Consider the following 22605-nt stretch of genomic DNA (forward strand, 5'->3'; position numbering starts at 1 on the left):
GTAATAGTTTATTTCATGTGTTTGAATGTTGAGTTTAATACAAGTAAGTGGAGGATAATTCTATATGATTCAATATAAAAGGTGTAATGAAGTAAATATTGATTTAGTATATGAAGCGTTTAAAGATGGTTTTTCTGATTATATTATTAAAATGGAAGTTTCAAAAGAGGATTTTGTACAACGGTTTTTGGGACCAGAAGGTAACTCGCTAGAACACTCCTTTATTGCGTTAGACGGTGACAAATGTGTTGGTGTAATACTTGGTGGTATTAAGGTATATGAAAGTATAAAAACAATGCGCTGCGGAACATTAGCTGTTCATCCAGAATTTCGAGGTATTGGTGTAAGTCAAAAGTTATTTGAGTTACATAAAGAAGAAGCGACACAAAATAAATGTAAGCAGCTTTTTCTTGAAGTTATTGTAGGAAACGATCGGGCGATTCATTTTTATAACAAATTAGGTTATGAAAAAGTATATGATCTTTCTTACTATAATTTAAATGATTTAACTAAAATAATGAATAAAGGAAATAGAGATATTGAAGTAATACAATTAGAATTTCCAACATTTAAAGTTGAAATTCAGAAATGGCTAAACTTCCATATAAATTGGCAAAATGATATTGATTATATCGAAAAAACAAATCATACATTTTACGGTGCATATGTTGATAGTGATATAAAAGGTTCTGTATGTGTAAATGAACAAGGAAAAATTAGTTTTATTTTCATAGAAAAAGATTATAGAAATATTGGTGTTGGGACGAAATTATTACAGGTAGCAAGTGAAGAATTAAAGTTATCAAGTTTATCAATTGGGTTTCCAAACAACAATTTACTGGAAGGGTTTTTAAAGAAATCTGGATTTGAAAAGAATTCTTTAGCACAATATGAAATGTATTTATTGCTATAAAAAGCGGAGGGAATTATTCTTTTCGCTTTTTATTTTGTACTATAAACGTTTTTGCTGTATGTGGGAGGATAAGTAAAAACAACAGAAGTTTTGTTATCTATCTTATTGAACTAACTGGCACTTTAGTTGAAGAAGGAAAAAATATAGTAACCATAGAATATATTAATACATTAAAAGATTTATGAGGTGAAAGTGATGGCAATTAAGCAAGACGAAATTAAAGTAGTAGTCGGAGCTGGAGTATTTAATAATAATCCAGGTTGGGTTCAAACGCAAGAAGATGAACTTAATTTACTAAACAATACCACTTGGGAAGAAAGATTTGAATACAATTCCATTTCAGCTATTTTAGCAGAGCATGTATGGGAACATCTTACTTTTGAAGAAGGTGTAAAAGCAGCTGAAATTTGTTATAAATTTTTAAAGCCACCAGGTCATATTCGGTGCGGAGTGCCTGATGCATTTTTCCGAGATGAAACCTAACAAAATATAGTTCAAATAGGCGGCCCTGGCCCGAAAGACCACCCAGCTGCAAGCCATAAAATCGTACATAATTATAAAACATTAACGAAAATGTTTGAAATTGCTGGATTTGAGGTAGTTTTACTTGAATATTGTGATGAAAATGGTCAATTTTATTACACAGAATGGGATGCGAATGACGGCGTTATTTTCCGTTCGAAAAGGTATGATTCTAGAAATAGAGGCGATAAACTGGGTTTTCCATCGCTAATTGTTGACGCGATTAAAAGGTAAGTCATTCACCTAAAATAGGTGTTAGTTCTATCAGTTCATGAGTCGCAAATGCGGCTTTTTTTATTTTTTTTGTAAACCTACGTTTAGCAAGGAATTAGACATACATAATAAGTGATTTTGAACATTACATAACTTGATTTGAATACTATATTAGCTCTTATTAACACCATTTATCTTAAAGGAAATTGCTTTTAAATATTTAATGGAAATATTATATAAAATAAATAAATCAACGTTTTCTCATGTTGAATTTTTTTGTGGAAATGTTGAGGTACGCCTATTGTAATAAACATATGGAGAGAATATATAATAAATCAATGTTCAAATTACCATTCACACATTAAATTAATATTTCATTGCCATAGAGATTTCTTTTATACATAAATTCGTGTAAAATAAAATAAGAACATATATTCTATATGCAAGTAGGAGGCAATAAATATGTTGGCTGAAATAGAGAAACAAACTGACGGCTATATTGTGAAATTTGAACGCCAATTTTCTTATACAATAGAGGAAGTTTGGTCTGTTTTAACTGAAAACAGCAAGCTTAAAAAATGGATGTCTAATTTACAGATTGAAAATCTTAAAACAGGTGGAATTATAAAGTTCGACATGATGGATGGTTCATTTTTAAATATTGATATTTTAGAGTGCCAACTAAATTCAGTACTTGAATTCACATGGGATAAAGATCGTGTCCGATTTGAAATACATAAAGAGGAAAATGGTTCTCTTTTACTTCTTAAAGAATACATTCAGGAATTAACTGATCATACACCGAAAGATATAGCTGGTTGGCATATTTGTTTAGATCTTTTTTCTTCCGTTTTAGAAGGAGAAGAGAAGGTGTTTTCAAAAGATGAGTGGGAATATTGGTTTGATAATTATAAGGTTAAGGTTGATGAGTTTAAGGTTGATAAGTTGAAAGATTAGGGATTAAATTCATGGTATTTATTATATAATTATTATCTTATAAAAATGATTTTTAAAACAATAAGAATAGAGGTTAATATGAAAGTAAATCAATTAATTGCTAATAACATAAATAAACTTGATACTGTAATTCCATTTAATAAATCACTTGGTATTGCTGGTTTATCTGGATCTGGAAAAACAACTCTTTGTCAAACAATTGGTGAAGAATCAAAGAAGCGTCTAGTTTCCTTATTGCCAAAGGCTGAATATCAATATTTATTTCCTAATATTATGGAAACTAATTTTAGTGCCATTAAGATGGAGGAAATGCCTTTAGTACTTTTTTTAGGAAAATCATCAATTTCTTCCAATCCGCGTTCGACGATTGGTACTCATACAGGTGTTTTTAAAGAGATTCGTGAAAAACTAGCGGAAGAATTTAATCTTTCACCTGAAGTCTTTTCATTTAATAATCAATTAGGTTGGTGTGCTGGCTGTAAAGGGCGTGGTACTACTAAAAATATTGAGTGTGAAAAATGTAAAGGGAAACGTTATAGTGAAGAAGTTGAACAACGTACTATTGAGTTATTTGCTAAATCACATACAATTTCGGATATTAACGATTTAAGTGTTGAATCTATTCTTTCATTAGCAGAAGAATTAAATATCAGTGAAGCAAAACAACATATATTGCAAAATATTATCAATATGAACATTGGTTATTTAACATTAAATCGAATTATGGGTACGTTGTCAGGTGGAGAATTAACACGACTTTACTTAGCTGAATTCATGGCAGTTAGTGAAAATACTGTAATTATTATTGATGAGATTTCAGTTGGACTTGATAATGAAACATTGTTGCAAATATTAGTAGAAATCAAGCAATTAGGGTGTAAAAATCAAATCTGGCTCATTGATCATTCAGATACAGTACTGGATACAACAGATGAGCAATTGTTCTTCGGACCTGGTAGTGGAAAATATGGTGGAAAAATCGTAAAAGAATCACCAAGGCCAAAGCCAATACTATCGGAACGAAATTACAAAATGCCAACAGAATATTATACATTCCATGAATTATATTGCCGAAATATCCAAATGACTGAGTTTCAGATTCCTAAAAATAGACTTGTAACTGTTACAGGAGAGTCTGGATGCGGGAAATCTACACTTGTCAATGAGTGTTTAGCTACAGATTTCTTGAAACGATATCCAAAAGATAAACTAGTTATGGTAGGGCAAGATCGAAACCAATCGATTACAAGTCGATCAACTGTAGCAACTTTCTTAGATATTAAAAAGAAACTGACAAAGTATAGTGAAGAAATTGATGATATTTTTGAGCGCTCAATTGAGGATATTATTGATGAAATTCCAAACGAAGATATTGCGTATAAACGCTTGAGCCTACTAATCAAATTAGGACTGGGCTATTTAACATTAGAAAGAAAAACACAAACATTATCAACGGGTGAGTTTCAATGTGTTCATTTAGTTTCTGAGTTATTTGCAAAAACAAGAAATCCACATACATTGTTTATTTTTGATGAGCCTTCAAAAGGTTTATCGCAAAATATTTTAAATCAATTTATAGATAGTGTTAGAGGGATATTGCAAGATGAATCAGTCACTATCATAATGATTGAGCATAACAGTTACATGCTAGAAAGCTCTGATTATATTGTCGATTTTGGAAAAAGACAGGTTGAATCTATAGAGCATCTTGATGTAGTAAGTCATGAGGATTATTATCGTCAAAAAAGCAGTGTGAATAATGCTGAACAAATACACATTTCTTCAACGCTTAAGCGTAAAGAAGGAGTTCACTATTTAAAAGCAAATCATATTAACTATTTTAAAAATGCTGAAAACGTTTATAAGGGTGGTATTTTAAAAAGCTTATCATCAATGGCACGATTAATTTATGGTGAATATGAATCTGATACAATGGCACCTGTTGTTGCTATTGATCTCGAAAGACATTTGTATAGTCAATATAGTTTCTTATATGAAATTGGTGGATTGATCAATCATATTGTAGCTGCTCATCCGACTAATAAAGATACGAGAAGTTTCGATTTCTATTCTCAGGATAATCATTGCCCATCTTGTTCTGGACGTCTTCAAATTGAAGTTTTTGATAAAGAAATTACAATTCAAGATAAAAACGTTCCATTTTGGGATGGTCTATTCGATCCGGAAATCATGAAAGTATTAAAATTTTATCAATATGAAAAAATAGAATTTCTATTTGAAGAAATTAAAAATGAGCTTGGTCATGATTTGACGAAAAGCTATAATGATATGTCTGAGGAAGAGAAACATACATTTTGGTACGGCTATTTTGATAAGTCCTTTTATGATAAGAAAGGAAAGACACGTAGAACATGGGTAGGATTTAATACGATTATTGGCGGGTATATTGTTATTTCAAAAGCAGCTATTAAAGAAGATATTAAGACTTCTAAAGAAATGATGACATGTCCAATTTGTAAGGGGACTTTATTAAATCACCACAAACCACTTAATTTTGGAGATACAGATATTCGTGAAATTATTAATCAGCCGCTTAGCGAAGTATTAAAAATTGTAGGAGATTTGCCTGTACTCGTCAAGTTGAAATCTATCGTAGGTGACGATATGATTATGACAGAAGATGTTTCTTTATTACCTAGAAATATACAAGTCGCACTGAAAATGTTTGAATTAGAACAAGCAAGCTTTTCAAATTATGAAATGGTGTTACAAAATGTTTTACCATTCTGGGACGAAATAAAAGGAAATATAGAATCCATCTGCTTCAACAATCAAGTAACTATTTGTGATTTTCCTAATGTTTATGAAACAAGAGAAACCATTATAGATAAGTATTTCACAAATGGTAAATATAAAAAACTAACATATGTATACGAAGCATTTGGTTACAAAAAATTAATTACCCAAATTAATAAAATTAAAAAAAGCAACCCGTGTCCATTCTGTAACGGAAAGAAAGTTATAACCGAAGATAATCTACATGATGGCGTGTTTAAATTAACAATTCCATGTATAACTTGTAATGCAAGTGGTATTAACGATGAAGGACTTAAAGAAATTGTTGATGGAATAGATGTGCAAACATGGTTAACTGGAAAAGTTAGTGATGTTGTGGATGAAAGCTTACGAACTGAGGATGTTGCAGACATTCTAATATTTAATCGAATTCGTGAGTTGGATAAACGAGATATGATGGCGGTTTATAAATGTCTTGAGAAAAATAATTAAATTAAGAATAAAAAATAGTGGTCAGTAAGTGATTAAAAACTCATTTGCAATAATTTGCAAGTGAGTTTTTGTTTGGAGAAGAACTTGTTGATTTTAAAATTTTAATTTATTTTGACAAAAGATTTAAAAAAAGTCACTTGTAATACTTAAAGAATTTATTTGTAAATTATAAGTTGAAAGATATAGCAGGTGGGCAAACATGATTAAATATGTTTTTATTAAGTTTTAGTAGGAACTCTACATCGGTGAGATGGAGTGTTAACACTTTAATAATAATAATTTATTATATAATTATTATTATATAAAAATGATTTTTTCGGGGTGATAAATAAAACTCTGATATCTATATCTAATTAGATGAAAAGAATCTGAGGTTTTTCTGATTCTTTAAATTTAACAGAAATATATACTTGAATGAAGTATATATTTCTGTTAAATTTATCCTATGGATAGAACAAGTTTAATTAAAGGGAATTTAGAAATGTGTGTATTGTCTATTTTGTCTACAAAGAAAAGTTATGGTTATGAAATTATGAAAGAACTCGAAGTACATAATTTAAAATTGAAAGGAGTAGGAAGTATTTATCCCATTTTAACTAAACTGAAAAATCAAGAGTGGGTTAATACTTATCAAGAGGTGACGGATAGTGGTAAAGTTAGGATTTATTACGAAATTAATGAAAATGGAAAATTGCGTCTTGAGAAGAAAGTTAATGAATGGTTAGAGTTGCAATCTGATATTAAAATATTATTAAAGAGTGGTTTGAAAGGAGACCTTCTGAAATGAGGAGTGAATTAAAAGGTAAAGAACAGCAATTTTTAACTGGCGTACTTAAGGAATTAAAGCAATACGATATAAGTTTAGAAGAAAGGGAAAATATTAAACAACAAATTTTAGAGCATATCCAAGAATGTCGTGAACATGGTGAGGAAAGTATAAATGACCTAGGAACGCCTCAATTATTTGTTCAAGACTTTTTGGAGATAAATGAAATTGATCTGCGAGTGAAAATGAAACAACTTCAAAATATAAATAAAAAATCTAATACATTAATCATAATTGGTATATTCGTCGCATTTATTACATACCTCATTTCACAAACTACACTTTCAATATTTTTAACTGAATCCCTTAATTCAACCGACAGTGAAAATAACTTTAATTTTAATCTTTTATATCGAATAGCAGAAAATCAATGGTGGAACTCTATATTAATAATGATTAGTTTAATGGTTTCTTTATTAATATCTATAATTTTAGTAATTTATAAAAAAAGAAAGTTATCCGAAGTACATTAAGATGAAGATATCGAAATATAAATTGTTTCTAATTTGTATAGTTTGTAATGTATTAATGTTATGTATTGCACATTCAAAAGTTTACGCTCAGCAAAATATTAGAGTTACTTTAGATATTTATATTGAAAAATTTTTAAAGGAACATAAAATTCCAGGGGCTTCAGTAGCTATTGTACATAATAGAGATGTATTTTACACAAAATTATGGGGGGTTACTGGAGAATCTGAAAAAAAGATAACTAGTAAAACACCATTTGCAATTGGATCAATAAGTAAATCTTTAACTGGTCTAGCTATAGTGAAGTTAATAGAAAATAAAAAAATAAATTTAGAGGATTCAGTTCAACAACATCTTCCTTGGTTTAAAGTAAAAGATAATCAATCGGCCTCAAATATAACAATCCAACATCTACTAACACATTCAAGTGGAATGAGTACCTATGAAGGTTTAGCATTATCAGATAAGCAATCAAAGACTACTACGGCAATAAAAGAAAATGTAATGAAACTGTCGAATGTAACATTAACTGCTCCCCCAGGACAAAAATATCAATATAGTAATGCAAATTATCTCGTTCTTGGTGCACTTATTGAGGAAGTTTCAAAAGAGACATACTCTACTTATATGGAGAAGCAAATTTTTCAGCCATTAAGAATGAATGGTGCAGCAGCAAATAGTGAAGATTCTTATAAAAAGGGTTATTTAACAGGTTATCAATCATGGTTTGGAATACCAAGAAAAAGTACGGTGTCGTATGATAATGGTGGGACACCATATGGATATATTACAGCAAATCTAGAAGATATGATTCAATTCATTAAGTTTTTGAATCACCAAGAGCATACACAATTTTTAAATAAAGATAGTATGGATCTTTATTTATCTCCATTATATAAAATAGATTCAGCGAAATATTATGGTTTTGGACTGAGGACAACAAATATAAATGGAAACGAAAAGATGGTTTGGCATTCAGGCTCAACTCCTGATTCACATGCAGAAATATTTATTTTAAATGAAACTGGCTGGGGTGTTGTGATTTTAACGAATAAAAATCATGTTTTAGAAGAAGCATCACTACCAGAATTTAAAAAAGGAATTATTAATATTTTGAATGGTGAAGAACCGGTTGATATACCAAAAAATATACCAATAGTTCAAATTGGTATGTCAATATTAATATTCGCACTTTTCATTACAGCAATTATGTTAATAATAAAGTATAAACGTAAGAAAATTTGTAAAAAAATGACCTGGCTTTTTCTAGGGAGTTTATTTCTAATATTATCTATTACTTTAATTCCACTTCTTATTTATAGTACAAATTCACCGTGGCAGACGATTAAAACGTTTTCTCCAGATGTAGCGTTGCTCATTAGTATTATAGTTACTTTATTGAATGTAAATGGATTAATATCAATATATATTGCGTTGAAAAGCGAATTGGTAAATAAGTCGTAAGAGCTTTTAATTATATAAATATAATACATTAAATAATTGTTTAAGCTGTTATAAATAGTTGACTCTCACACAATGTCATTGTTTAAGCTTAAGTTGAGCTTCGAATAATTGTAATAAATAGGAGGAACTAATGTTCAAAATAGGGGATTTTTCAAAACTTTCTTCCATTAGCATACGTATGTTGAGACATTACGATAAAGTGGAATTATTACAACCAGTAAAAGTCGATGAGCAAAGTGGTTATCGATTTTATTCAGCAGCCCAATTAAAGAAAGTAAATCAAATTCAAGTGTTAAAAGATATGGGATTTAATATTGCCACTATTAAAGAATTAGTAGAGAGTGAAAATATTGAAGTAATAAAGTCACAATTTGAAAATCGTAGTGCTCAAGTAAAGGAAGAAATGGACGATCTCAAAAAACAATTACGTCTCCTCGAAGACTCAATGAAAACGATGAGAGAGGATGTTATTGAAATGAACTATCATGTTTCATTAAAAGAAATTCCAGAAAGAAATGTAGCAAGTGTTAGAAAGGTTATTCCATCGTATAATTGCGAAGGGGATTTATGGAGTGTATTGATGCAAGAAATTAATGTTAAAAATATTAGTATAGCTAATCCGAGTTATAGTATTGCTACATTCCATGATCAAGAATATAAGGAAAATGATGTGGATGTAGAAATACAGATAAATATTTTAGGGGAGCATGAAAATACAAAAGATGTTAATTTCAAAAAGATAGATCCATCCTATGTAGCTTCAATAACAGTTAACGGAAGTTATGAACAAATGACAGCTGTAAATGAGGCGGCAGCAAAATGGATTGAAACGGAAGGTTATGAATTAGCTGGACCGATGTTTAATATTTATCACGTTAGTCCAGCGATGGAATCAGATCCTAATAAGTGGGTTACAGAGGTTTGTTATCCGATAAACAAATAAACAATAAAGTAAAAAAGGCATCGTATATGCCTTTTTTACTTTATTTCCATCTGAAAATATTTAGCACAAAGGACTCGTTGATTAACCATAATAGCCTCCTTAATACTAGTTAATCTAAGGAGGCATTGAATTGTTATAAATTAATGATATGTGTATCCTCCATCAGGAAATAATACATTACCTGTAGTAAAACCATTTTGCATTAAATACAGGACAGTATGTGCAATTTCATCATTATACCCAGGTCTCTGTAAAAGAGAAAGAGATTTATAATCTTCATAAGCAGCTAGTCTTTTCTCATTTTGTTCATTCTCTCTTCGTATCGTTCCAGGAGAAACAATATTAACTCTAATAGGAACTAATTCAACAGCTAAAGCTTTCCCTAAGCTTTCAATAGCACCATTACAAGCGCCATAAGCAGGTGCACCTTTAAGTGGTCTTTGACTAAATGCACCGGACATTAACACGATAGATCCAGAGTTTGAAAGAAAAGGAATCGCATATTTTACGGCGTAATATTGTGGCCAAAACTTTCCGATAAAGCTGCTTTCAGCAATTTCCTCTGTAGCGGTTATTGGTCCAAGTGTGTAAGAGGCTCCCGGTGTGAATAAATGATCAAAATTCCCAACTGTCTTGAAAAAATCTTGTAATTGCTCTTTATTTTGATTATCCAATACATAAGTTTGAAGATGGTTGTTATTTATTAATTCTCGAGAAATTTTTAATTTTTCTTCCGAGCGTCCTGCAATAATAACATGTGCGCCTTGTTCGATTGCTTGTTTTGCTGTTACTAATCCAATACCAGAGCTTCCACCAATGATAACGATACGAGTATCTTTTAATGTAGTAATAGACATATTTTAGCCCCTCCTTTAATAAAAACTTTAAAATAAAACTGCTATGCTTTTATTATTCGCTAAAAGATTGCAAGTGAAAAGTACGCACTTTATATGTACATAGTCGCAAATTTCGTACTAATCGCTTGTTATATGGATACATAATATAAAAAATTACGCATTATAATTTATGATTTGAGGGGAGTGGTGAGGAAAGTGAATTTAGAGGAACCGAAATTAAAAGGGGTAATAGCGACATTACAAATAATCGGTGGGAAATGGAAGCCACTCATTTTATTTATATTATTAACAGATGGAACGAAACGGTTTGGTGAATTAAAGCGATTAATACCAGGCATTTCTCAAGGAACATTAGCGAAGCAGCTTCGTGAATTAGAGCACGATGAACTAATAAAACGCGAAATTTATCAAGAAATACCACCTAAAGTGGAATATAGCTTAACTGAGCATGGAAAAACAGTCAGTATTGTTTTGGATAGTATGTGTGGTTGGGGAAGAGGACATTTAGAATATATCGATAAAAATAAACTATAATATTATTATGTAAACTAAATGGGATTTGTCGAAACATATCGTTTTAATAATTTTTATTTTATAATATATAATTAAATAGTGTTATAGGTTATTATATATGCAGTCTTCCAGATGAGGTGATATAGATGAAATGCTGTATCGTTCGAAGTAACTAGTTGTTCGGGGCTGAAAAAATGCGTAGCAGATATAAAAGGAGACATAGGCCCTTTTACGATAAAATCAACTATGAGTCTATTTCAAGGATCATCATAATTAAACATTTGATGCATTTTTACAAAGGGGCAATAATAAAATGAACGAATTAGAGTATAAAAACTTTTATGATAAAGTGGGACGATTAAACGGATGGGACTTTAGTAAATTAAAATGTGAAACTGTAGGAGACATTTGGGACTTTTATGATGAAGTAAAAATAAGATGTAAACCAGCAGACATTCTAATTGATGTTGGTACAGGTGGAGGCGAGAATGTACTAAAAATAGCATCTTCAGCTGCATCACTGATTGGAATAGATAATTCTAATGGAATGATCAAAACAGCACATTTTAATTTGAATAAAGCAGGTGTACAAAACGTTGAATTTCTCCAAATGGATTCTGAAGTTTTAACGTTTCCGCATGCTCATTTTGATATTGCTTCAAGTTGTCATGCGCCGTTTGTAGCATCTGAATTGGCAAAAGTAATGAAAAAAGGTGCTTTTTTCTTAACACAACAAGTTAGCGAACATGATAAATTAAATCTTAAAGAAGCATTTGGTAGAGGGCAATGTTTAGGTGAAAGAGATGGTACGTTAAAAGATAAGTATATGGGTGAACTTATTAGTGCAGGATTTGAACTCGTACAAGTACGTGAATATGATGTTACTGATTATTACAGTACTCCTGAGGATCTTATTTTCTTATTAAAACATACGCCTATTATTCCTAGATTTGGAGAAAAAGAAGAGGACTTTAATATTTTACAAAAGTTCATTGACGCTAATAGTTCCGAAAAAGGTATTCGTACGAATTCAAAAAGGTTTATGATTATTGCTGTTAAATCATAGTGTATTTTAACGTAAAAGCTGATTTTCTTTAAAAGAAAATCAGCTTTTTTTGTGGAAAAAAATGCAGGGAAAACTTAAAAATCATAGAAATAGGTAAAGTGGTAATCTAAAAATTGAAATATAGGGGATAATTATTTTGAAACGTTACTATATTAACAATGAAAAAATAAACGCACATATTACTGAGTGGGGAAATAATGAAAAGCCCGTCATCTTTTGTTTACATGGGTTAGGTAGTACGAGTTTAAGTTTTATAGAAATTGCAGAAGAATTAAAGGAAGAGTATAGATTTATCTCCATTGATGCACCTGGGCATGGTAAAACACCGCCCTTTGAAAGAACGGAAGATTATGAGATGCTGAATTTAGCAAACTGGTTAAATGAAATAATAAATGAACTGAGAATTGAACATTTCTATTTTTTATCACATTCGTGGGGAAGTTTTGTAGCACTATTTTATTTATTAAATAATCCAGAAAAAGTACTAGGAAGCATTCTTATTGATGGAGGATATCAAACAAAAAGGCTTCAAGAAGAAACGCTTGAAGAGGAAATCGCGTATTACGAAAAGGATTTTGAAGAATATATTTTTAATAATTGGGATGGATTTTTCAAAAGTGAAAAAGAAGCATATAATAGGTGGTCTCCATTATTAGAAATTTCTGTAAAAGATCTAGGGATTGAAATGGATAATAAAGTATGTTGGCATGCGAGAGGTACAACAGCTGGTAATATAATAAGAGGTATGCATAAAGATGAAACGATAGATATTTACGAGAAGTTACCGGCTAATATTATATTGCTTCGAGCTACAGTTCCACAAATATGGGATGAATATAGAGATAAAACAGTGAAAATTTTCAAGTTAAAAACTGGCGCGAAAGTAAAATTAATCTCTGATACTACACATTTGTTACACTGGGATAAACCAGAAGTTGTTATTGAGGAAATAAAAAGTAATTGGAGCTAACATATTCATACTAAAGTTGTAGTTTTTACACGAAAAATCCACCCTTCGGTTTGATTTTATCTATTTATAAGTGTAATACAATAAGAATAGATAATAAGAAACAAGGGGGAATGTAAAGTGATTACACATATATCAGATATAAAACTACAAACGGTTTCTATAGAAGGGGTAAAACAAGCTTATAAAGACATATTATCTTTTCCAATAAAAAAAGAAACCGCATCATATATTCAATTTGAAGTAACACCGTATACAACAATTAGTTTTCAAGAAGTATATGAACCAATTGCACCTGCGCATTTCGCTTTTGAGATCCCATATTCAAAGTTCCATGAAACGGAAAAATGGCTTAAAGAGTCTGGATTACTCATTGTGAAATGGAAAGATGGTCATACAATTGGTGAGGAGAATGGTCTATTCAATTTATACTTTAAAGATGGTGATGGAAATCTTCTCGAAATTATTGCACATAGTTATATTAAAGAAGATGTATTAGTCCCGCATTCACCGTTAAACATTTTATACGTAAGGGAAATTGGTCTTCCGGTTAAAAGTGTACCTGTATTTACGGAATGGTTGAAATCAAATCTAGACATGAAAACGAAGGAAGATGGGGATGTTTTTAACTTTGTAATAGGTGGCACTGCATATATCGTTGCAACCTGGTGGCAGCGACCGTGGATTCCAATCGCGATGAAAGCTTTACCACCGAAAGTACATGTTTCATTCGGAACACCGGATCATGCGTTTTTACAACAAATCCAAAATAACTTTAAGAAAAATGGTGTTCCATTTGAAAGTAAACATACTGAAGTATTGTTTATTCAACAAGGGTATTCATTTTCTGTTTTGCATACACCGGAGTTTCATTCCGATATTCCTAGAAAATTAAACTTACCACTTTCTATATAATTATAGGGAGGGTAAGTTTTTTCATTTTCATGAAGAAGGGTTTCAGTATAATTACACTGAATTTATAGAGGACTATAAGGCGTTATTCTAATTTACTGTAAGGAGAGAAATGAATTGAATCTAGGAAATCCGATAGCCAAAGGAAATACGGCTGAAATTTATCTTTGTTATAATAAAGTTGTGAAATTGTTTAAAGAATGCCTCCCTAATACAGAATCTCTATACGAAGCACAAAAACAAAAGTATGCATATTCATGTGGTTTACACGTTCCTAAAGTGTTTGAAGTTACAGAGATACAAGGTAGACAAGCTATTATTATGGAATATGTAGAAGGGGAAAGTGTTGGTGAGCTTTTGCTTAATAATTTGAGTAAAGCGGAGCATTTCATAAGTATTTGTGTAAGTATACAACAAAAAATTCATGCTATATCTGTGAACTCTAATGAAATAGAACCGATGGAAGAAAGGCTTTATCGTCAAATTAACTCCGTACATGATCTGGATGAAAAACAAAAGGGAAATATATTAAAAAAGTTAGATTCAATCACATTTGAACCTAGATTATGTCATGGTGATTTACATCCGTTTAATTTAATTATGAGTAATGGTGATGTGAAAATTATAGATTGGGTTGATGCTAGTTCAGGTGATATTCGTGCAGATGTGTTTCGGACATACTTATTGTATTCACAGAATTCAGTGGAATTAGCTGAAATGTATTTACATATATATTGCAAAAAAACAGGTTTATTAAGAGATGAAATTTTCCAGTGGGCTCCTATTATTAACGCAGCTAGATTGGCAGAGAGTACACTTCTGTAAATAAAAGATGTTTTCAAGTATTTATTTTGATCCCTATTAAAATAGTGAATCATTTATTTTTTTACTCATTGATTCTCTCCGTTATTTTTCTTGCTAATTCATTTCGATTTGTCATATACTTAAAAGAGACCAAACGTTTTCTTTTAGGAGGACACAATGCGTAAAGGTGAATTAACAAAAAGAATGATTCTTGATCGTTCCTCTGCTCTGTTTAATGTAAAGGGGTATAGTGGTTCTTCAATTTCTGATATTATGCGAGAGACTGGGCTAGAGAAGGGCGGTATTTATCGTCACTTTAAAAATAAAGATGACTTGGCTGTTCAAGCCTTTCAGCATGCAACTTCACAAATGGGAGTGCGTTATGTCGAAGAGATAAAAAAGCATCCAATACGTTGGATAAGTTAAAAACTTTTATTTCAGTTTTTACATCTCTCATTCATAATGATCCTCTTCCTGGAGGGTGTCCAATCATGAACGTAACGTTAGAAGCAGATGATTCCCATCCTCTCATGGCAGAACAAGCACAGATAGCGATGAATCAATTACTTGGAATAATTGAAAAGATTATTACGTATGGAATTGAGCAAGGAGAGTTAAAATCAGATACTCAAGCAAAACAGATTGCTATCATCTGGATTTCTTCTCTTGAAGGAGCACTTGCCTTGTCACGCTTATACCAAGATACAGTTTATATTGATACAGTATCGTCACGACTTTTAGATGAATTGGAAAAACAAATTACGGCCAACTAAGCCGTAATTTTTATCGCAAAAAAGAGACTATTCGGTTTCTTTTTTTTGAGGGGGTGATCACTTAATAGAAATTCCATGATGGAACTATGAAAGAACGGATGAGAGAAGAATGGTACTAATACAAAATAGTAAATTGAAAAACGTGTAGAATATGAACGATTTCGGCCTACCTGTTTCTAATTTTTGGAGGAGTGTGAAAAGGGATATGAGAGAATTTGAAACAATCGTAATTGGATCTGGCCCTGGAGGATATGTTGCTGCAATAAGAGCTTCACAATTAGGGCAACAAGTGGCAATTATAGAAAGAGAGAATCTTGGTGGCGTATGTGCTAACGTCGGCTGCATTCCATCTAAGGCACTTATTTCTGTAGGTCATCGTTTTGAGGAAACAAAGCATTCAGAAAATATGGGTATTTTTTCTTCTGGTGTAAATGTTGATTTTGCAAAAGTACAAGAATTTAAAAACAACGTTGTAAAGAAATTAGTAGGTGGTGTAGAAGGGTTATTAAAAAGCAATAAAGTAGAAGTGATAAAAGGTGAAGCTTATTTCATGGATGCTAACACTATACGAGTAACCAATAAAGATGCAGCTCAAACATATACATTTAAAAATGCAATTATAGCTACTGGATCACGCCCAGTTGAAATTCCAACATTTAAATTTACAAAACGTGTGATTAACTCTACAGGTGCACTTAGTTTAACTGAAGTTCCAAGTAAATTGGTTGTAATCGGTGGTGGTTACATTGGTACTGAATTGGGCTCTGCTTACGCTTCCCTCGGTTCTATAGTAACAATTATTGAAGGAGGTAAAGATATTTTAACTGGCTTCGATAAACAAATGACTCAAATTGTGAAAGAAGACCTTATAAACAAAGGTGTTACAGTAATAGTAGATGCATCCGCTAAAGGTGTAGAAGAAGTTGAAAATGGTGTAATTGTTACCTACGAAATTGGTGGTGAAGAAAAGAAAGTTGACGCTGATTACGTATTAGTAACGGTTGGCCGTCGTCCTAATACTGAAAATATGGGTTTTGAAAAAATCGGTATTGAGTTTTCTGACCGCGGTTTATTAAAAGTTGATCAACAATGCCGTACTAACCTTTCGAACATTTTTGCTATAGGAGATATCATTGCTGGTCCACAGCTTGCACATAAAGCATTTTACGAAGGGAAAGTAGCTGCCGAAGCTATCTCTGGTGAACTATCATTTGTTGATTACTTGGCAATTCCAGCAGTTTGTTTCACAAATCCTGAATTAGCTACAGTTGGTTATGCTGAAGAGCGAGCAAAGGCAGAAGGCATGGAAGTAAAAGTGATTCAATCCCCATTTTCAGCAAACGGTCGTGCACTTGTATCAAATGAAGGAAAAGGGTTCTTGAGGCTATTGGTGCGTAAAGAAGATGGTGTATTAGTAGGTGCTCAAATCGTGGGAAATGGTGCATCAGAAATAATTGCCGAAATGGGTTTAGCAATTGAATCAGGCATGACAGTTGAGGATATTGCATTAACACCACATGCTCAACTAACTTTAAGTGAGATTGTGATGGAAGCTGCTGAGGCCATAATTTACAATTTTAAATAAATATTAATTAATAAAAATTGGATTGCTTCGTTTTTTAGAAATTCTAAATAAAATAAATGTAGAGATAAATAAATATGTAAAAAACAAACTTTACTAATAAACTTCTTAATAACATATTATGGCTAATTGAGCCGTTTTTTTACCGCAAAAAAGAGACTATTCGGTTTCTTTTTGTGAGAGGATTTATTCATTTATTAGAGAATGAAAAGTGAAATTATGGAAAATGAATATGAGAGGAGAATACAAATGAGTCAATTTGTTAATTCAACAATGGAAGGTAAAAATTTTAGTGCTGTTCAAGTAGGAAAGTGGGAGGATCTGCTTCAATATAAAAATGGAAATCCATTTAAAGCTCCTGGAAAGGTATTTCTTAAAGATGACTTACAATGTACAGGGATGGAAGCTTCACTAAATGTTTTCCCTCCAGGCATTTCAATGCCCTTTTATCATAAGCATAGAGAAAATGAAGAGCTGTATATCTTCGTCAAAGGACAAGGGGAATTCAAGATTGATGATGAAATCCTTGAAATCAAAGAGGGTACTGTCATAAGGGTGGCACAAGAGGGGGAAAGAATTTGGCGTAACAATTCAAGTGAACCTCTTTATTTTATTTGTATTCAAGCTAGGGCAAATACTTTGGAAGAAAGTAATATCGAGGATGGTATTAAGCTAGATAAATTCGTTGAATGGATTGAAAAATAGGTGCCACTGTACGATTAAATATCGTTTCGCTCCTTGTATTTTGTCTTTTGAAGAAAACTTATCTATAGAAAAGTACACCCAATTGTTAAACTGAATGTAACAATTGGGTGTACTTCATAGGAAACCAACTGTGTTTAAAGAATGGCTTTTTTCAATCTTTATTCTATAAAGGTTCATTATCCGTACTTGCTCCTCAGTTAACTCTTCTTTATTCCAATACATATGCATTAAACTATATTCGAATATCTCCTTTAATTTAATAAACAATGGAAGCTGCTCTATCATTTCTTTAGGTAGATCATTTTCCTCCTGGTATCCGTCGATTATTGCTTTTGTAATAGAATTCTCATAGTCGACTATGTTGCCATTCCCAACGAAAGAATATTCTATCGCGCTATAGACTGGAACAGCTAAATCGAATATGTAAAAATGTTTTTGACAGTCTTGAAAATCAATCATTGTTAAATTTAAATCATTGTCCACTAATATGTTTTCTAACCATAAATCTCCGTGTATTAAGCCATAATTTGAAGGATTCTTTGGCAGTTCCTTTGTAGAAGCTAAAACGTCAGATGCAATTTCTCTTATAGTAGTTTCTTCTTTAGGGATATAGTTTATTAATTAGTTTAAGTATCTCTTTTTCTATATTATTCATTTTAACTTCCTTTCCAAACATAAATTTTCCACTCACAAAACTACTAGTTCCTTAACTTACAAATTTCGTGTTTTATTTGGTAGAATCCTTTAAAAAAGATTTATCCCGTAAAAGTCCGATTAGTATGGGATAATAAGCAGTGGGGAGGAACAAACTCCCCACTGCTTAAAGTTTCACTTTATTGGAAAGTTAAGTAAATGTATGACAAAATAAGATAGCTGAAAAAATATGAAATGAGTAATTACATATGATATTTAAAGGTTCTAGAGGGTGGTTAATGTTATAAACCACAAGAAATATCAAAAGAAAGAAGTGGATACTTCTTATAATATTTAGTGAGGAGGGAGATAAATGAATGAACATATACAGCTAATGATTGAATGGATTGAGGGCAATTTTAAAAGGAGTTTTCATTAGATAAATTATCTGATTATATGGGGTATTCTCCTTACTTCTGTTCGTTTAAATTTCATCAAGTAACGGGGATAAGTATTAGACGATATATTCTTCTTAGAAGATTGTATTTATCAACGGAAGATTTGACGAATGATAGAAAGATAATTGATATCGCATTTGATTACGATTACTCTTCGCAAGAGGCTTATAGTAGAGCATTTAAAACTGTTTTTGGTATCACCCCAGGAAAATTCCAACTTAACAAAATACCGGTTCAATCATTTATTAAACTCTCAATCAATGATGGCAAGGAGTGGGATAGAATGAATTTTTCTAGAAAAGTTGAAGTTAATCAGTTACGAAATGCGAAGAGTGAGCTGTTTGATAAAGATGTACTAAACATATTAAATGGTCAATTTATGTATGAAGAATTTAAAAGTGAAAGACTAATGGGGGAGTCTGATTACGCTCCATTTAATGAAGCTATGTGTGTAAATGCGACTACTGCACAGATTTTTGATGATGAGTTTATTAAAACAAGGGCAGAAGGACATCAAGGTACTGTAGAAAATTATATGAAAAAGTTTATTCATCCTTTAGAGAATCTTTTTAAGAAAGAGTATAAATGTATCGTTTTATGGTTTGGTGAGGATATGTTTTGCCAAATGAATCTACTTACCGTACTTTCTTACCTTGAACAGTCTGATTATAAGGGAAAAGTATACTTAAATAGCTTCAGAGAGGATGAATTTAAGGTAAGTCAAATTGAACTTGAATTAGGGAACTATTTTTCTGTTTACAATGAAGTTCTAGTAAATCATAAAAAGCCATCTCATGAGATACTACCTGTAATGTATCAGGCGATAGATTTATATTTAGAGATGCTAAAAGAAAATAATGTAGTAGTAAAGTATATCTCCAAAAATAAAGATTTACCAACACAAGAGTTACTAACAAGGTTGTTTAATCTTTTTCCAACAATAGGATATGGGGACCTACAATATATAGAGCTTATTAATAAAGCGAGATAAAGATTCAATTTGTATTGAATAAAAAAACAATAAAAAATGCACCTATAAGGACAGATGCATTTTTTTATTTATATTTGTTTAAGTAATTCCAATTCCTCTTCTACAAATGCCATTAATTCTTTTATTGTCTCACTAGAAAAATCAAAACGAATTCCAGCTGCTTCATATACCTCTGGTAAGGATTCAGAGCTACCTAGAGATAATGCTTTTTTGTATTTTTGTAGTGCTTGTTTAGGATTCTCTTTATATTGTTTATACATTTGCAATGCACCAAGTTGCGCGATTGCATATTCGATATAATAGAATGGTATTTCGAATATGTGTAGTACAGGTAACCAGCCAGTTGCTATCCAGTTTTCATAACCTTCAATATTTACCACATTCGATTGGTAAGTGTTATGTAATTCTAAATATTTTTCATTTCTTTCTTTAGCAGTATGATTTGGATTTTCATACATCCAATGTTGGAATTGATCAACGATAAGCATTTGTGGTAAATACTTAACAATATCTTTAAAGAAATCTAATTTTGCTTTTATAAATTCTTCTGTATCCTCATAAAATGTATCCCAATACTCCATCGAAAACAATTCCATTGTCATGCTGGCTAGCTCAGCTGATTCTGAAGGGATTTCTAAATATTTTTGTAGCTTTAGCTGCTTCATACATTCATTATGAATACTATGTCCCATTTCATGGAGGAAAGTAGTAACATCATAATGTGTATGATTGAGATTCATAAAAATAAAAGATAATTGAGAAGCAGGTAAGTGTTCGCAAAATCCTCCAGGTGCTTTTCCTTTACGACTTTCTAAATCTAAGCAATCATTTTTATGCATACGGCTCAATAATGCAGAAAATTCTGGGTCTAGTTTTTGTAAAATATGAGAACTTTTTTCGATTAAATCACTCTCGTCTTCAATGGGTTTTAATACTTTTTGATTTGGTGCGGCTGCTTTTAGATCCCACGGACGAAGTGTATCTACTTGAAGTTCAGCTTTTTTCTCATTAAATATATTATCAATAAGTGGCACAACGTATTTACGAACGGATTCTGCAAGTTCATAGCAATCATCAGCCGTATAATCAAAACGTTCATGTTTTTTAAACATATAATCACGATAATTATCTAATTGAATGTTTTTTGCCTTTTGGTGACGGATTGCAATTAATTCATTTAAAATATGTTGTAAATTATTTTCAACAGATAAGAATTTTTCAGAAATGAGCGTTTTTGCTTTTTTTCGTATATCACGATTCGGATTTTGTAAGTAAGACTGTAGTTCAGTAATTGTTTTTTCTTCGCCATCCCATAGTGCAGTCAAACTGCCTGTAATTTCGAAGTACTCGGTTACTAATTTGTCTTCTTTTACTTCTAAATCAATGTTCTTTTCACAAAATAATGTTTGCGCATTTTTTGTTTTTTTATCTAGTAAGCTATAAGTTTTTGGATCAAGTTGCATTCGAAATGGTGACTCTAAATATTTATTATCAAAGGAATTTTGATAACGTTTCAAAAGAGGCCTTACATATTGTTGATCATATTCAAACGTATCTTTTATTTCTTTGTTATCTGTATTACATTGAAAGTCAATATAGTGTGATCTCAATTGTTCTTCGATTTCCCATATTAATTTCGACTGTATTTTCAGCCAATTTTCTAAATCTTCTCCTGAAGAAATGGGTTTACTTAATAAAGTAGATAATTCGTTCTCTAGCTCATGTATATTACGGATATCGATCGTATTAGAGTTCTGCATTATTTACCCCTCACTTTTTATTTACTCAAGGAGGTATTCTTCTTTTTCGCTATGATTCCTTTTTTTCCTAGAAAATTTGTGCCTATTACTCCAAGAACAATCATAAGTGTACCGACAATATGATAGTAGGCAATTTGCTCGTGTAAGAATACAACGCCTGCGATAATGGTAATAAGTGTAGATAAGTTGCTAAAAACACTTATTTTGGCTGCTTCAATATAAGATAATGAATAGTTTAATAATAATGCTGTCAGTAAGGAAGATAGTAATCCTAAATATAAAATGGAGATAAGGAATGTTCCATTCGTAAATGGCTTAAAGTATACAGTTATTGTACCTTTGTTCATATGGTCAATGATTGCGATGAAATTAAAACTAATAAAACCGATTGCCGTCATTGTGTATGTTAAATCCATCAGCTTGAATTTCTTTGTCATTTTTCGAGCTAATACATTGTAGCAAGCAGATGATAATGCCGATAATAAAATGAGAATAACACCGATGAAGCTCGTTTCATGAGCCCCTATACCATTCATAACAAATATATAAATGACACCTATGACAGAAATACATACTGATGTTTTTTGCCATGTATTCGTGTATTCTTTTAAAAAATAGGAAGCTAGTATCATCGTAAATATAGGGATTGCTGCTTGTATAATTCCAGCTTCAGATGAACTTGTATATACTAAGCCAAATGCTTGGAAAGCAAAGAACAATGCTGGATAAAATATTGCGATTGGTAAAAGGGCAAGTATGTTTTTAAATGATATATTTAACTTTACAAAACCGAAAATAACCGGAATGCTTGCTGCTATGAAGGCAACTGTAAAACGGTGAGCCAGAGTATCAAGAGGACTCGTAATCGTTAGTGCTAGTTTCACAAACATAAATGAAAATCCAATAATTAAAGAATAGAGTAACGCTGATAAATATGCTTTTGTTGTATTTGTCATAATTCCACCTCATAGTAGTTGATTTCTTACTGGCCAGTATACGTACATAGTAATCCTTCTGATCTAGTGC

The 22605-nt window shown here is 31.4% G+C and carries 17 protein-coding genes and 4 pseudogenes; 17 read left to right on the forward strand and 4 right to left on the reverse strand.

What is annotated here, in order from left to right:
• The first annotated feature begins 64 nt into the window (after window positions 1-64).
• The 8 genes and pseudogenes from JFU23_RS00310 to JFU23_RS00345 all read left to right on the forward strand — a co-directional run bounded on the left by JFU23_RS00310 (window position 65) and on the right by JFU23_RS00345 (window position 9558).
• Window positions 65-913: a GNAT family N-acetyltransferase gene (locus JFU23_RS00310; RefSeq protein WP_201031043.1), complete on the forward strand. Its 849-nt coding sequence runs from the start codon at window positions 65-67 to the stop codon at window positions 911-913.
• A gap of 195 nt (window positions 914-1108) precedes the next feature.
• Window positions 1109-1669 (forward strand): annotated as a pseudogene (locus JFU23_RS00315) (class I SAM-dependent methyltransferase).
• Between the two features lie 441 nt (window positions 1670-2110).
• Complete coding sequence (locus JFU23_RS00320; protein WP_201031044.1) at window positions 2111-2605, forward strand: SRPBCC family protein; 495 nt, start codon at window positions 2111-2113, stop codon at window positions 2603-2605.
• Window positions 2606-2683: 78 nt separating this feature from the next.
• Window positions 2684-5854: an ATP-binding cassette domain-containing protein gene (locus tag JFU23_RS00325; protein ID WP_201031045.1), complete on the forward strand. Its 3171-nt coding sequence runs from the start codon at window positions 2684-2686 to the stop codon at window positions 5852-5854.
• Between the two features lie 445 nt (window positions 5855-6299).
• The gene (locus JFU23_RS00330; protein ID WP_002085418.1) at window positions 6300-6641 is read left to right on the forward strand and encodes a PadR family transcriptional regulator; all 342 of its coding nucleotides are present in this window, start codon (window positions 6300-6302) and stop codon (window positions 6639-6641) included.
• Window positions 6638-7153: a DUF1129 domain-containing protein gene (locus tag JFU23_RS00335; protein WP_201031046.1), complete on the forward strand. Its 516-nt coding sequence runs from the start codon at window positions 6638-6640 to the stop codon at window positions 7151-7153. Before JFU23_RS00330 ends, JFU23_RS00335 begins: the two co-directional genes overlap by 4 nt.
• A 1-nt stretch (window position 7154) precedes the next feature.
• Window positions 7155-8615 (forward strand): serine hydrolase domain-containing protein, encoded by a 1461-nt coding sequence (locus JFU23_RS00340; protein ID WP_201031047.1) that lies wholly within the window; start codon window positions 7155-7157, stop codon window positions 8613-8615.
• 130 nt (window positions 8616-8745) lie between these two features.
• Window positions 8746-9558: a MerR family transcriptional regulator gene (locus JFU23_RS00345; RefSeq protein WP_201031048.1), complete on the forward strand. Its 813-nt coding sequence runs from the start codon at window positions 8746-8748 to the stop codon at window positions 9556-9558.
• 140 nt (window positions 9559-9698) lie between these two features.
• Here the strand turns inward: JFU23_RS00345 and JFU23_RS00350 are convergent, their stop codons facing one another.
• Window positions 9699-10415: an SDR family oxidoreductase gene (locus JFU23_RS00350; protein ID WP_201031049.1), complete on the reverse strand. Its 717-nt coding sequence runs from the start codon at window positions 10413-10415 to the stop codon at window positions 9699-9701.
• A 186-nt stretch (window positions 10416-10601) separates the two neighbouring features.
• On the opposite strand from JFU23_RS00350, the gene JFU23_RS00355 reads away from it, so the two are divergent.
• The 8 genes and pseudogenes from JFU23_RS00355 (at window position 10602) to JFU23_RS00390 (ending at window position 17737) form a co-directional block, all read left to right on the forward strand.
• Window positions 10602-10949, forward strand: a complete 348-nt coding sequence (locus JFU23_RS00355; protein ID WP_085311273.1) for a winged helix-turn-helix transcriptional regulator — start codon at window positions 10602-10604, stop codon at window positions 10947-10949.
• Window positions 10950-11241: 292 nt separating this feature from the next.
• Window positions 11242-11994 carry a class I SAM-dependent methyltransferase gene (locus JFU23_RS00360; RefSeq protein WP_201031050.1) on the forward strand — a complete coding sequence of 251 codons (753 nt, stop codon included), beginning with the start codon at window positions 11242-11244 and terminating at the stop codon, window positions 11992-11994.
• Window positions 11995-12130: 136 nt separating this feature from the next.
• Complete coding sequence (locus tag JFU23_RS00365; RefSeq protein ID WP_201031051.1) at window positions 12131-12964, forward strand: alpha/beta fold hydrolase; 834 nt, start codon at window positions 12131-12133, stop codon at window positions 12962-12964.
• A 117-nt stretch (window positions 12965-13081) separates the two neighbouring features.
• Window positions 13082-13876 carry a VOC family protein gene (locus JFU23_RS00370; RefSeq protein ID WP_201031052.1) on the forward strand — a complete coding sequence of 265 codons (795 nt, stop codon included), beginning with the start codon at window positions 13082-13084 and terminating at the stop codon, window positions 13874-13876.
• A 114-nt stretch (window positions 13877-13990) separates the two neighbouring features.
• Window positions 13991-14698, forward strand: coding sequence for a phosphotransferase family protein (locus tag JFU23_RS00375; RefSeq protein WP_201031053.1), 708 nt, complete (start codon window positions 13991-13993; stop codon window positions 14696-14698).
• Between the two features lie 156 nt (window positions 14699-14854).
• Window positions 14855-15450, forward strand: a pseudogene (locus JFU23_RS00380) (TetR/AcrR family transcriptional regulator).
• Window positions 15451-15655: 205 nt separating this feature from the next.
• Window positions 15656-17035 carry a dihydrolipoyl dehydrogenase gene (gene lpdA, locus JFU23_RS00385; RefSeq protein ID WP_201031054.1) on the forward strand — a complete coding sequence of 460 codons (1380 nt, stop codon included), beginning with the start codon at window positions 15656-15658 and terminating at the stop codon, window positions 17033-17035.
• Window positions 17036-17281: 246 nt separating this feature from the next.
• On the forward strand, window positions 17282-17737 hold the full coding sequence (locus tag JFU23_RS00390; RefSeq protein ID WP_201031055.1) for a cupin domain-containing protein: 456 nt from the start codon (window positions 17282-17284) through the stop codon (window positions 17735-17737).
• A gap of 114 nt (window positions 17738-17851) precedes the next feature.
• Here JFU23_RS00390 and JFU23_RS00395 read toward each other — a convergent pair.
• Window positions 17852-18355: pseudogene (locus JFU23_RS00395) on the reverse strand (phosphotransferase enzyme family protein); the annotation flags it as partial.
• A gap of 388 nt (window positions 18356-18743) precedes the next feature.
• Here JFU23_RS00395 and JFU23_RS00400 point away from each other — a divergent pair.
• Window positions 18744-19819, forward strand: a pseudogene (locus JFU23_RS00400) (helix-turn-helix domain-containing protein).
• Window positions 19820-19887: 68 nt separating this feature from the next.
• On the opposite strand, the gene JFU23_RS00405 reads toward JFU23_RS00400, so the two are convergent.
• Window positions 19888-21579, reverse strand: a complete 1692-nt coding sequence (locus JFU23_RS00405) for a M3 family oligoendopeptidase (protein WP_201031056.1) — start codon at window positions 21577-21579, stop codon at window positions 19888-19890.
• 17 nt (window positions 21580-21596) lie between these two features.
• Window positions 21597-22535 (reverse strand): DMT family transporter, encoded by a 939-nt coding sequence (locus tag JFU23_RS00410; protein WP_201031057.1) that lies wholly within the window; start codon window positions 22533-22535, stop codon window positions 21597-21599.
• Between the last annotated feature and the right edge of the window lie 70 nt (window positions 22536-22605).

This window comes from Bacillus sp. TH50 (genome assembly GCF_016650565.1).
Classification (GTDB): domain Bacteria; phylum Bacillota; class Bacilli; order Bacillales; family Bacillaceae_G; genus Bacillus_A; species Bacillus_A mycoides.